Genomic DNA, 12852 nt, shown 5'->3' on the forward strand with positions numbered 1-12852 from the left:
TACCCTATGGGGGTATATAATTCATCACTGGGCGGAAGTTCCCGGACCGACACCCAGCCAACTCCGGCGCCACCGAAGGAGATGACCGATGAGCACTCCCCACCATGGCCACGACCCGATGCAGGAGTGGCGGCACGAGCACGAGCGCATCGCGGGTGACGAGGCCCGTGACGTCGAGCCGCACGCGTCGATGGGCGCGACGCCCGCGAACGGCGCCGCGTTGACGCGCCAAGCGGTGTCCGCGACGCTGCACTGCCTGACCGGGTGCGCCATCGGTGAGGTGCTCGGCATGGTGCTCGGGACGTGGTGGGGGTGGTCCGACGGCGCCACGATCGTCCTGGCCATCGTGCTGGCGTTCTTCTTCGGCTACTCGCTGACCGTGTGGCCGGTCCGGCGCGCCGGACTGCCGTGGCGGCGTGCGATCACCGTGGCCCTGGCAGCGGACACCGTGTCGATCACGGTCATGGAGATCATGGACAACTCGGTGATGCTGATGGTGCCGGGCGCGATGGGGGCGGGACTCGCCGACGGCGTGTTCTGGGGGGCCTTGGCCCTCTCGTTCGTGGTCGCCTTTGTCGTGACCGTGCCGGTCAACCGGTGGCTTATCGCACGGGGAAGGGGCCATGCCGTGGTCCATGAGCACCACCATCACGCGTCGTGACGCGACCCCGACAGCTGCGGGCGGTCCCGGGCCTGCTGGGGCTCGCGGTGCTGATCGCGGCCGTGGTCGCCATGCACTCGATGGGTGCCGGTCACCAACGCGACGCAGTCGTCCATGGGGCGAGCGCAGCTCATGAGCCCGCTGCGATGCACTCGATCCCGGTGCCGGTCGGCGAAACCGGCCGTTGCGGCTCCTGTCCCTCACACCTCGGGCCGGTCGGTGACGCGCACGAGACCGCGCCGATGTGCCTGGCCGTGCTCACCGGGCTGATGCTTCTGGCGCTTGGCCGGCGGCTGACGCACGGACGTGCCCGGCTGCCGCTCGGTCACGACCGTCGGCGACAGCTCGCCCGGCGCGGACGCGCTCCGCCCGGTCTGCTGGCTCCCTCCCTGTCACAACTGGGCGTGCTCCGGATCTAGGCCGAAACCACCCGTCGACCCCCGGTCGGCGGCTTTCGACGCACCCGGCAGCACCCTCAGACACAGACGATGGAAGGAACCACCCGATGAACCCCACGCGCATCCTCGCGCTGCCCCTCGCCCTGGCCGGTCTGCTCACCGTGAGCGCCTGCGGCGGCTCGAGCGCCGGCGGCCACGGCATGACCAACCACTCCAGCACCGCCTCGACCACCGCCTCCACCGCCGCTTCCGGCACGGCCGCGGCGGGTGCACACAACGACGCCGACGTCGAGTTCGCGACCGGCATGATCCCGCACCACGGTCAGGCCCTGACGATGGCGGACCTGGCGCTGGACAGCGCCGGCAACGCGCAGGTCAGGGCGCTGGCCGAGCAGATCAAGCACGCGCAGGACCCGGAGATCCAACAGATGTCCGGATGGCTGCGCGGCTGGGGCGAAACCGTCCCGGAGGCGCAGGGCATGAACCATCACGCTGGCACGCACGGGGACGGGATGATGTCGACCGAGGAGATGGACGCCCTCGGCAAGGCCACCGGCGCCCAGTTCGACCGTATGTGGCTGATCATGATGGTCCGCCACCACGAAGGTGCGATCTCGGCCGCGCGAACGCAGCTGACGGCCGGGTCCAACGCCGAGGTCAAGGCCCTGGCGCAGGCCATCATCGACGGGCAGAGCAAGGAGATCGCCGCCATGAAGGCACTGCAGGCCCAGTTCACGGGCTGACCCATCACGTGCGCCTGGGGCTGGACATGCCGGCCCCAGGCGCACGGCAGCTTCGTTGGCGCCGTCGTGGGTTTGCGTCGATGATGAGCGCATGGGTGACCCGCCGTCCGCCCGGCTCACGATGCTCTTCAGCGACATCGAGGGCTCCACGCGGCTGCTCAACCAGCTGGGGTCCGCCTATCCCGAGGTCCTCGCCACCCACCGGCGCATCCTGCGCCGAGCCTTCGAGCGGGCACGCGGTCGGGAGGTGGGCACGGAGGGCGACAGCTTCTTCGTGGTGTTCGGGTCCGCAGCGGATGCGGCTGCCGCGGCGACCGAGGGCCAGCAGTCCCTCGAGGCCCACCAGTGGCCCGACGGCTCGGCGATTCGCGTGCGCATGGGGCTGCACACCGGCCACCCCGAGCCCTTCGAGGACAACCTGGTCGGGCTGGACGTCCATGTGGCGGCGCGCGTGTCCGCCACGGCGCACGGCGGGCAGGTGGTGCTGAGCCGGGCGACGGTGGAGGAGCTCGCGGACCGGCTGCCGCCCGGCACGTCCCTGCTGGACCTCGGGGTGCACCGCCTCAAGGACATCGTCGACCCGCAGCGCCTCTGCCAGCTCGTCATCCCCGGGCTGCCTTCGACCTTCCCGCCACTGCGCAGCCTCGGGGCCCCGGGCAACCTCCCCACGCCACCTGCCCCGCTCGTCGGTCGCGACGCGGAGCTGGCGGCCGTCGGAGCGCTGTTGACGACGGGCGACCGGCGGCTGGTGACACTGACCGGGTTCGGCGGCGCCGGGAAGACGCGACTGTCGATCGCGGTCGCGCAGGAGCTGGCGCCGTCCTATCCCGACGGTGTCCACTTCGTCGATCTGTCCGCCGCGACCGACGACGCGGTCGCCTGGAGGACGCTCGCAGAGACGCTCGGCCGTTCCAGCGACACCGAGGTCGAGCTGCTGGAGCACCTCCGCGACCGCAAGGTCCTGCTCGTCCTGGACAACCTCGAGCAGCTGCCCGGCGCTGGGGCAGCCGCCGTCACGAGGCTGTTGGGCTCGACCGTGTGCCTGCGCCTGCTGGCCACCAGCCGTCGTCCCCTGCGCGTCGTGGGGGAGCAGGAGTACCCGGTGCCGCCGCTGGGCCTGCCTGCTGCGCTGCACGCGACGCCGACCGTCGAGTGGGCCGGTCGAGCGGAGTCCGTGCGCTTGTTCGTCCAGCAGGCACGGCTGGCGGACCCGGACTTCGAGCTGTCGGACGACAACGTCGCTGACGTCGTCGCCGTGTGCCGCCGGCTCGACGGGCTGCCGTTGGCCGTCGAGCTCGCGGCCGCGCGCGTTCGGCTGCTCTCACCCAGTGCGCTCCTCGACCACCTCGACGAGGCCCTGGGACTGCCACTCGCCGGCCACCCCGAGCGGCAGCGGACCCTGCCGGCGACCGTCAGCTGGAGCTACCGCATGGTGGGGGCCGACGAGCAGAGGGCCTTCCGCGCGCTCGCCGCGTTCGGCAACACCGGCGGGACGTTCGACGCCCTGTCCGCCGTGCTCGACGTGCGGTCGTCGATCTCCGCGGTGTCCGGCCTGCTCGACGCCGCCCTGGTCCGCGTGGACGACGACCCTGCCGGCCCGCGCGTCCGGCTGTTGCAGACCGTCCGCTCCGTCGCGCGTGAGCTCGCCGCGGAGGGCGGGGAGCTCGACGACCGCCAGCGCCGGCACGCGGACCACTACGTGGCCCTGGCCGAACGCGGTGCGGAGCGGATGAAGGGCCCCGACGCCATCGCGGGGCGCGGGTCGATCGAGCTGGAGATGGACAACCTGCGAGCCGCACTCGACTGGTCGCTCGGCGACGGGCCCGGCAACGACCCGCCCGACGAGGGTCGCGTCGCCACCGGGATCCGGCTCTGCACTGCGCTCGGGTGGTACTGGTACGTCACGGGTTACGACGCCGAGAGCCGGCGCTGGCTCGAGCGTGCCAGCCGGGCCGCGGCCGAGCACCAAGGTCCCGAGCTGGCTGACCTGCTCCACTCGTTCGCCCTGCTGCTCCTGCAGCGGGGCGACGACGGCCGGGCCCGTGACGTGCTGGCCAAATCGCTCGTGCTGTGGCGCCGCGCCGGCGACCGCACCGGGGAGGCCAAGGCCCTCAACAGCCTGGGTGTCGCGTACCGAAGCCTCGGCGACACCGACCGCGCGCGTGTCCTGCTCCAGCAGAGCGTGGACGTCGCGCGGTCCCTGGACAACTTGCAGCGACAGGCGACGGCACTGACGAACCTCGCGCTGCTCGAGATCGACGCTGGCCGTCCCGAGGCCGCCCTGCCGATGCTCGCCGAGGCCGAACGCCTCGACCTCGAGCTGGGCAACGCGTGGGGTGTCGCAGCAGACCGCGTCAACCAGGCTGCCGCTCTGCTCGCCTCCACGCGCCCCGCACCGGCCATGGCGCTGCTGCGCGACCTGGCCGCCTCGGTCACCGAGCACGGCGATCCCGACCTCACCCTCGGCGTCATAGAGCTGCTCGCGTATGCCGCGTCGACGGTCGGCGACCACACGCGAGCCCTTCGTCTGGCTGCCTGCGCAGACGAGCAGCGCACGGTGGGTGACCTGCCGCTGACCGACCTCGACCGGGCCTTCCTGGAGCGACAGCTCTCGGCTTCCCGCCAGGCGCTCGGCGACGCAGCGGCTGAGGCCGACCGTGAGGGCCGGGCGCTGACGGTGCCGTGTGCTCTCGGCGAAGCAGCCGAGATCGCCCTCGCCTAGACAGGTGTCACTGCCCGTCAGCTGCGGGCGCCTCGGCGGAGGGGGATGCCGAGGGTGGTCTCGCGGGCCTCGAGGGTCCAGCCGACCTCGACCTCCTCCGCATGGCCGCGGTCGCCGTCGATGCGGCGTGACAGCAGCGCGAGCGCGGCCCGTGCCAGCCCGGTCAGGTCGGGCGAGATCGTCGTGACCGTCGGGTTGGAGTAGCGCGTCTCGGCGATGTCGTCGAAGCCGACGATGGCGACCTCCTCCGGCACCTTGACCCCCGCCTCGACGCACGCGCGCAGCGCCCCGATGGCCATGAGGTCGTTGAAGCAGAAGACCGCGTCCGGCGGCTCGGACAGGTCGAGCAGCTGCCGCATCGCGGCGTGGCCGTCAGCGCGCTCGAAGTGCGGCACGCTGATGACGAGGTCGGTGTCGTAGGGGAGCCCAGCCGCCTTCAAGGCCTGGCGGTAGCCGCGAAGCCGCTCGGACGCCGTGCCCTTCATGGGCTCTCGACCGACCGCAGCGATCCGCCGCCTACCTTGTGCGACAAGGTGCTCCGTGGCGGCGCGTGCAGCCGCCACCGAGTTGACGGCGATGTGGTCGATGCCCATGGGGACCGGGCGCTCGCCGAGCAGGACCATCGGCAGGTCGTCGGCGCGGCGGCTGATCTCGTCGGCGGACAGGGCGAGCGGCGAGAAGATGACGCCGTCGATCACGTGCGAGCGCATGCCCTCCAGGACGACCCGCTCGGCGTCGGCGTCGCCGCCGGTCACGTCGAGCAGGACGATGAAGCCGAGGGCTGCCGCCTCCTCCGTGATGCGGGCCGCGAGCTCGGCGAAGTACGGCGAGTCCATCGCGGGCACGGCCAGGGCGAGGAAGCCGGCCCGGCCGTGCTTGAGGCTGCGCGCGGAGAGGTTGGGGCGGTAGTGCAGCTCGGCCATCGCGGCCTCGACGCGCTCACGGGTGCTCGCCTTGACGTGGGGGTGCTTGTTGAGGACGTTCGAGGCGGTCTTCACTGACACGCCTGCACGCTCCGCGACGTCCCTGAGCCGTGCCGCCACCCGTGACCTCCGTCCGTGCGAGCCGCCGGGCCCGTCCCGTCGTGGAACAGGCTAGCGCCCGCAGTCGGCCGTCGTGAGGGCCTTGCGCACCTCTGGACAGGTTTCGGTAACCGTTGTAATTTTCGGTCGAGCGCAATTGGGTAACCGTTGTAAGCAAGGCTCAGCCGAACGGTCAAGGAGGACCGGATGGGAAGAGCGACAGTACGGCTGGACCCCGCCTTCACGGTGGGGCCGGTGCGGCCGCGGATCTTCGGGTCCTTCGTCGAGCACATGGGCCGGTGCGTCTACACCGGGATCTACGAGCCCGACCACCCCGGGTCCGACGAGCGCGGCTTCCGCACCGACGTCGCACAGCTCGTCCGCGAGCTCGGGGTGACCACGGTCCGCTATCCCGGCGGCAACTTCGTCTCCAACTACCGGTGGGAGGACGGCGTCGGACCCAAGGCCGACCGCCCCACCCAGCTCGATCTGGCGTGGCGCTCGGTCGAGACCAACCAGGTCGGCACCGACGACTTCGTCGACTGGGCCCGCGACGTCGGGGTCGAGCCCATGATGGCGGTCAACCTCGGCACCCGCGGCGTGCAGGAGGCGATCGAGCTGCTCCTCTACTGCAACGGGGCGACCGGCACCTCGCTGCCCGACCGGCGTGCCAAGAACGGTCACGTCGAGCCGCACGACATCCGCGTCTGGTGCCTCGGCAACGAGATGGACGGTCCGTGGCAGATGGGGCACAAGACCGCGGAGGAGTACGCGCGGGTCGGCGAGGAGACCGCGCGCGCCATGCGCCGGGTCGACGACACCCTCGAGCTCGTCGCCTGCGGCTCCTCGAACCGCGGCATGCCGACCTTCGGCACCTGGGAACGCGTCGTGCTCGAGCGATGCTTCGACCTCGTCGACCACATCTCGGCCCACGCCTACTACGAGCCGGTCGGCGGCGACGTCGACTCGTTCCTCGCCAGCGGCGAGGACATGCATCGCTTCATCGAGTCGGTCGTCGCCACGGCTGACCACGTCGCCGCGGTCAAGGGCTCCGACAAGCGCATCATGGTCTCCTTCGACGAGTGGAACGTCTGGTTCCAGGAACGCTTCCACGGCGAGAGCTCGCTCGAGATCCGCGAGGCGCCCGAGCTCATCGAGGACGTCTACGACGTCACTGACGCGGTGGTGGTCGGCAGCCTGCTGATCACCCTGCTCCAGCACACCGACCGCGTCGCGATGGCCTGCCAGGCCCAGCTCGTCAACGTCATCGCCCCGATCGCCACCCGCCCCGGCGGAGCCGCCTGGCGGCAGACGATCTTCCACCCCTTCGCCCTCACGGCCAAGCACGCCCGGGGCACCGTGCTCCGTCCCGCCGTCCGGTGCGACACGGTCGAGACCAAGGCCTTCGGGCCCGTCGACCAGCTCGTCGTCACCGCGACGCACGACCCCGAGTCCGGCGACGTCGCCGTGTTCGTGGTCAACCGAAGCCGCACCGAGACGTGCGAGCTCGCGCTCGACGTCGCGGCGGACGTCGGGGGCGGCCCGACGGCATACACGGTCGTCGAGCACCTCATGGTGCACGACGACGACCCCTCGGCGACCAACACCGAGGACGACCCTGACCGGGTCACCCCACGCGCCGGGGACGCGCGGGTCGACCGCGCCGCCCTCACGGCAACCCTGCCACCCACCTCCTGGCACTGCATCCGCCTCACCGAAGGGACCGTCCAATGACGAACCACACCAACACCCCATCGCCCCTTCCGGGCGGCCCGCTCGCACGGCGGACGATCCTCTCCGGCGCTCTGGGACTCGCCGGTGCGGCCGGCCTCGCGGCGTGCGGGTCGGGATCGAGCGGCGTTCCGGGCCAGGCTCCGCAGACAGCAGGCGGCGCCGGCGGCGCCACGGGCTACAACGGCCCCAAGGTGACGCTGCAGTTCTGGAACGGCTTCACCGGCGGTGACGGGCCGTTCATGAAGAAGCTCGTCGACCAGTTCAACACCGAGCACCCCAACATCGCGGTCAGCATGAACACGATGCAGTGGGCCGACTACTACACCAAGCTGCCCGCGGCCGTGACGTCCGGCAAGGGTCCGGAGATCGGCATCATGCACGTCGACTCGGTGCCCACGAACGCCGCCCGCAAGGTCATCCAGCCGCTCGACGACGTCGCGAGCGCGCTCAAGCTGAGTGAGGCGGACTTCGCGCCCGTGCCGTGGAAGGCCGGCATCTACAACGGCCAGCGCTACTCGATCCCCCTCGACGTGCACCCGCTGGGCTTCTTCTACAACAAGAGCGTCATGGAGAAGGCGGGCCTCGATCCCGAGAAGCCGCCGACGAACGCCGACGAGTACGGTGCCGCGCTCGATGCCATGAAGTCCAAGGGACTTCAGGGGCACTGGGCCAGTCCCTTCCCGTTCACCGGTGGCCTGACGGTCCAGTCGCTCATCTACCAGTTCGGTGGGGCGCTCTTCTCCGACGACGGGAGCCAGGTGCTGTGGGCCGACGAGCCCGGCGTCAAGGCGATGACGTGGTTCCAGGACCTCGTCAAGAACGGTCACTCGGCACCGAAGATCGCCCAGGACGCCGACCTCGTCGCGTTGGAGAACGGCAAGACCGCCTTCAACTGGAACGGCATCTGGACGATCAACACGCTCGGCGCCAAGCCAGGTCTCAAGTGGGGCGTCGCCGCGCTGCCGAACATCGGTGGCACCAAGGCTGCCTGGGCCGGGTCCCACCAGTTCGTCCTGCCGACCCTGCGCACTCCGGACGAGAACAAGTCGACGGCGGCCCGTGTCTTCCTCAACTGGATCAGCACGAAGAGCATCGAGTGGGCCAAGGGTGGCCAGGTGCCGGCGCGCAACAGCGTCCGCGAGTCCCCGGAGTTCAAGGCGCTCAAGGACCAGGCCGCGCTCGCGACGCAGATCGACGACCTGCACTTCGTGCCGCCGGTCGCCGGGATCGGCGACGCCATGCCGGAGTTCGACAAGGCCCTCAACCTGGCGATCAACGGCGGCCAGGACCCGGCCAAGGTCCTCGGCGACGCAGCCGGGCGGGCCACGAAGATCCTCGAGGCGAACAAGAAGAAGTACGGCGGCTGACATCGTGAGCACCACGTCAGGCCAGCCCGCCCCCGTCACGGGGCGGGCGGCCGCGGCCGCGGACGGTGCGGTCGAGCTGGTCGAGGAAGTCGACGAGCCGCGCGGGCCGGGCCGCACGTCGGGGATCCACGGCTCCCGACTCACGCCCTACCTCTTCCTCGCGCCCTTCCTCACCCTCTTCACGGTGTTCGTCCTGGTTCCTGGCCTGCTCGGAATCTGGATCTCCTTGCACAACTGGGACTTCCTCCTGCCGAACAAGCCCTTCGTCGGCGCCCAGAACTACCTCGACCTCTTCGACAGCTCGTCGGTGCAGTTCGAGTCGTTCTGGAACTCGATGCGGGCGACCGGCTTCTTCGTCCTCATCAGCGTCCCGTTCCTCGTGGTGCTGCCGCTGCTGCTCGCCATGCTGCTGCACCGCCACTTCCCGGGCCGCACGTTCTTCCGGGCGATCTTCTTCGCCCCCTTCGTGCTCGGCGTCGCCGTCATCGGCCTCATGTGGAGCTACCTGCTCGACCCGTCCTTCGGCCTCGTCAACGGCATGCTGGGGGCGATCGGGCTGCCCGACGACACGGCCTGGACGACGTCGCAGCCCTACGCGTGGATCTCGCTCGCGGCGGTCACGATCTGGTGGACGATGGGCTTCAACGCCGTGATCTACCTCGCCGGCCTGGGCGACATCCCGGCCGACCACTACGAAGCCGCCGAGCTCGACGGCGCGTCCTCCTGGCAGCAGCTGCGCTACATCACGATCCCGGGCCTGCGCCCCGTCCTCGTCTTCATCGTGATCACGACGGTCCTGGCGAGCGCGAACATGTTCGGCCAGAGCTACCTGATCACCCAGGGCGGACCGGGCGAGACCACGCGCACGGCGATCATGGTCATCACCGACCTCGGCCTGACGCAGTACCGGATGGGCGAGGCGTCCGCCATGAGCTACGTGCTCGCGGTCTTCCTGTCCCTCGTCGCGCTGGTCAACTTCTGGGCCCTGCGGGAGAAGAAATGAGACGCAAGAACGGCCCGCTCTTCTGGGTCACCCTCGGCATCCTCACCGTCGTCTTCGTCGGGCCGCTGCTGCTCATCCTGCTGACCTCGTTCAAGTCCCAGAGCGAGTCGCGGACGGTCCCGCCGACCTACTTCCCGGCGGAGCCGACGCTGCGGGCCTACGACGTCCTCTTCTTCCAGGACGCAGCGAGCCCGGTCCTGCTGTGGTTCGCCAACTCGCTCGGCGCCGCGTCGATGCACGCCCTGCTCGTCGTCACGGTGTGCTCCCTGGCGGGCTACGCCTTGGCACGCATGGAGTTCCGCTTCAAGAGAGCCATCTTCACCGGCATCATCCTGACGCTCTTCGTGCCCTCCTTCATCTTCCTCATGCCCAACTTCCTCATCCTCGACAAGGTCGGCTGGCTCGACACGATCTGGGCCCTCGTGGTGCCCGGCGCAGCCGGTGCCTTCGGCGTGTTCTTCATGCGGCAGTTCTTCCTCGGGCTGCCGAAGGAGCTCGAGGAGAGCGCCCGCCTCGACGGTGCCGGCCCGTTCCGCACGTGGTGGTCGATCGTGCTGCCCAATGCGCGCCCGGCGCTCGTCACGCTTGCGGTGCTCAGCTTCCTGGCCAACTGGAACGACTTCATCTGGCCGATCTACGTCCTCTTCTCGCCGGAGCGGCTGACCCTGCCGGCCGGCCTGAGCCGCCTCCAGGGCGCGTACACGATCGACTATCCGGTCGTCATGGCCGGCGCGATGCTGGCCGCCATCCCCGTCCTCGCGCTCTACGTCTTCGTGCAGCGCTACGTCATCGAGGGCGTCGCGAGCAGCGGCGTCAAGGGCTGAGGAGTCCGCCATGACCCACCTGACGTCTCGTACCACCATGCGCGCAGTCGCCTGTGTCGCAGCCTTCCTCGCGAGTGCCGGTCTGGTCGCTGCGGCTCCCGCCGCCGGAGCGCGTATGCCGTCCGGCGCGGTCTCGACGGCCGCCGCGGACCCCGGCCACCCGGCATACGACAACGCGGTGTCGGACAGCTTCTCCGACACCTTCGCCGACCCGTCGGTCATCCGCGGGCGCGACGGCTGGTGGTATGCCTACGCCACCTCGGACCCGCTCAAGGCCGGCGATCCTCCCGGTGCCATGCACATCGCGAGGACCCGGGACTGGTCCAGCTGGGACTACCTCGGCACGGTCTTCACCGCGGCCACCCGGCCCTCGTGGGCGACTCCGACGGCGGGCCTCTGGGCTCCCGACATCCGTTACGTCGCAGGGCGTTACGTCCTCTACTTCACCGTCACCGACACGACGCTCAACGCCGGCGACGACTCGGCGATCGGGGTCGCGACCGCACCCTCACCCGCCGGGCCGTGGACCGCGACGGGGGCGCCCGTGGTGCCGCCCCGGCCCGCGCCGGGTGGCGGCTTCCTGTGGACGTTCGACCCCGCCGGCTTCACCGACGTCGCCGGCAACCGCTACCTGTACTTCGGTAGCTACTTCGGCGGCCTCTGGGCCACCCGGGTGTCGGCAGACGGCCTGACGTCCGTCGGCAACGCCACCCAGGTGGCCATCGACAACCGCTACGAGGGCTCCTTCGTCGTGCGGCACGGCGACTGGTACTACCTGATGGGCTCGTCCGCGAACTGCTGCGCCGGGCCGGCGACGGGCTACTCCGTCTTCGCAGGGCGTTCCACCTCGCCGCTCGGACCCTTCGTCGACGCCGAGGGCACGTCGCTGCTGACCTCCCGCGTCGGCGGAACGATCGTGCTGACGCAGAACGGCAACCGCTTCGTCGGGGCCGGGCACCACGCCGTCTTCACCGACGCGGAGGGGCGCGACTTCATCGCCTACCACGCCCTCGACCGCAACGACCCGTGGTTGACCGAGCCCTTCGGGATCAACCGGCGACCCATGCTGCTCGACCGGCTCGACTGGGTGGACGGTTGGCCGCGGACGCGCGCCGGCTTCGGACCGTCCGACACGTCGCAGCCGGGCCCGACGCTCGCCTCCGGTCTGGGCATCACCCCGACCGACCCGGCCGCGAGCGGCTTCCGTGGGCTGGCCGACGGGCCCGAGGACCCCGTGGGCGGTGACACGGCACTGGTGCACGGAACGGCCTCGACGGTGGCAGCCGCGGCGAGCGGACCGCTCCATGTCCGCCTGGACGTGCGCGGCGACGAGCCGCTGCGCGTGCATGTCGGGCGCGACCCCGCCGTCAAGGTCACCGTGGACCTGCGCGGCGGACGGCTCACCGCGCAGGTCGACGACGGGAGCGAGGTGCGTTCGGCCACGACCGGCCTGCGTGCCCTGCCCGCCGCTGCCTGGCGCACCCTGACCGTCGAGGCCACCGCGCAGGGCCTCACCGCCGAGGTGACGGAGAGCGACCTCGCCGACGTCGTGGCCCGTGCGACGGTCGCCGGTCCGGTGCTGCCGAGCGCCGCCCCGGTGCGGCTCAGCAGCAGCAACGCCCTCGTCGACAACGTCGTCGTCAGCCCGCCCGCAGCCGACGCACCGACGCTCGCGCCGGTGCCCGAGGCGGGAGCCCTGCTCGAGGCGAAGGAGTTCGACTCGCCCGGTCTCGACGGCTTCACCTGGGTGCGGCCCAACCCCGCCGTGACGGTGTCCGGCGGCAGCCTGCGCTGGCCGGTCGAGGGCACCGACCTCGTCGGTGGCGGCAACGACGCGAGCGTCCTGCTGCACAACGGCACGCCCGGCGACGGTGACTGGATCGCCGAGGCGAAGACGCGACTCGACCTGGGCACCGACTCGGTCCGCAACTACCAGCAGGTCGGCATGGTCGCCTACGAGGACGACGACGACTTCGCCCGCCTGTCCAAGGTGGCCATCTGGAACACCCGCCAGACCGAGTTCGGCCGCGAGACCGCGGCTGTCCCGGACGACCCGGACGGGCCCACGATCTACGGTGGCGCCATCATCGGTACCGCGGCCCCGACCCTCTGGCTGCGTCTCGCGCACCATCGCAACGCCGCGGGCGAGCACCTGTACCGGGCCGGCACCAGCCGGGACGGGGTCACGTGGACCTGGGGTGCGACGTGGACCTTCCGCGCCGACACCAACCCCCGCATCGGGCTCGTCGCGCACGGCGGTGCGTCGCCGGCTGCGACGGCCGAGGTCGACTACCTCCGCTTCTACGGCTCCTCGTGGCCGGAGGACCCGGGAGCAGGATGACAGGCCCCATGCGGGGTCAGGCTCGCCGAGCGGTCCG

10 protein-coding genes are annotated in these 12852 nt (G+C 70.9%); 8 read left to right on the forward strand and 2 right to left on the reverse strand.

Translation table 11 applies throughout. The features are described from left to right. The first annotated feature begins 88 nt into the window (after window positions 1-88). Window positions 89-661, forward strand: a complete 573-nt coding sequence (locus H9I49_RS04830) for a DUF4396 domain-containing protein (RefSeq protein WP_255523603.1) — start codon at window positions 89-91, stop codon at window positions 659-661. Window positions 662-861: 200 nt separating this feature from the next. On the opposite strand, the gene H9I49_RS23720 is transcribed toward H9I49_RS04830, so the two are convergent. Next, the gene (locus H9I49_RS23720) at window positions 862-990 is read right to left on the reverse strand and encodes a hypothetical protein (protein ID WP_255523604.1); all 129 of its coding nucleotides are present in this window, start codon (window positions 988-990) and stop codon (window positions 862-864) included. Window positions 991-1166: 176 nt separating this feature from the next. Here H9I49_RS23720 and H9I49_RS04835 point away from each other — a divergent pair, with 176 nt between their 5' ends. Together H9I49_RS04835 and H9I49_RS04840 are read left to right on the forward strand one after the other, a co-directional pair. After that, window positions 1167-1802 carry a DUF305 domain-containing protein gene (locus H9I49_RS04835; protein ID WP_188029151.1) on the forward strand — a complete coding sequence of 212 codons (636 nt, stop codon included), beginning with the start codon at window positions 1167-1169 and terminating at the stop codon, window positions 1800-1802. Between the two features lie 91 nt (window positions 1803-1893). Further along, complete coding sequence (locus H9I49_RS04840) at window positions 1894-4524, forward strand: tetratricopeptide repeat protein (RefSeq protein WP_188029152.1); 2631 nt, start codon at window positions 1894-1896, stop codon at window positions 4522-4524. A gap of 17 nt (window positions 4525-4541) precedes the next feature. Here the strand turns inward: H9I49_RS04840 and H9I49_RS04845 are convergent, their stop codons facing one another. Then, window positions 4542-5567, reverse strand: a complete 1026-nt coding sequence (locus tag H9I49_RS04845; RefSeq protein ID WP_188029153.1) for a LacI family DNA-binding transcriptional regulator — start codon at window positions 5565-5567, stop codon at window positions 4542-4544. 186 nt (window positions 5568-5753) lie between these two features. Between H9I49_RS04845 and H9I49_RS04850 the strand changes: the two genes are divergently transcribed. From H9I49_RS04850 to H9I49_RS04870, 5 genes are read left to right on the forward strand one after another with little or no spacing between them, the layout of a single operon-like run. Then, window positions 5754-7280: an alpha-N-arabinofuranosidase gene (locus H9I49_RS04850; protein ID WP_188029154.1), complete on the forward strand. Its 1527-nt coding sequence runs from the start codon at window positions 5754-5756 to the stop codon at window positions 7278-7280. Then, entirely contained in the window at window positions 7277-8647 is a 1371-nt protein-coding gene (locus H9I49_RS04855; RefSeq protein ID WP_188029155.1) for an ABC transporter substrate-binding protein, read from the forward strand. Before H9I49_RS04850 ends, H9I49_RS04855 begins: the two co-directional genes overlap by 4 nt. A gap of 4 nt (window positions 8648-8651) precedes the next feature. Next, window positions 8652-9650, forward strand: coding sequence for a carbohydrate ABC transporter permease (locus tag H9I49_RS04860; protein ID WP_370587429.1), 999 nt, complete (start codon window positions 8652-8654; stop codon window positions 9648-9650). Next, window positions 9647-10474 carry a carbohydrate ABC transporter permease gene (locus H9I49_RS04865; protein WP_188029156.1) on the forward strand — a complete coding sequence of 276 codons (828 nt, stop codon included), beginning with the start codon at window positions 9647-9649 and terminating at the stop codon, window positions 10472-10474. The genes H9I49_RS04860 and H9I49_RS04865 overlap by 4 nt, the downstream gene beginning before the upstream one ends. A gap of 10 nt (window positions 10475-10484) precedes the next feature. Then, the gene (locus tag H9I49_RS04870; RefSeq protein ID WP_188029157.1) at window positions 10485-12815 is read left to right on the forward strand and encodes a family 43 glycosylhydrolase; all 2331 of its coding nucleotides are present in this window, start codon (window positions 10485-10487) and stop codon (window positions 12813-12815) included. Window positions 12816-12852: the final 37 nt, after the last annotated feature.

Source organism: Terrabacter sp. MAHUQ-38 (genome assembly GCF_014518425.1).
In the GTDB taxonomy this organism is placed as follows: Bacteria; Actinomycetota; Actinomycetes; order Actinomycetales; family Dermatophilaceae; genus Terrabacter.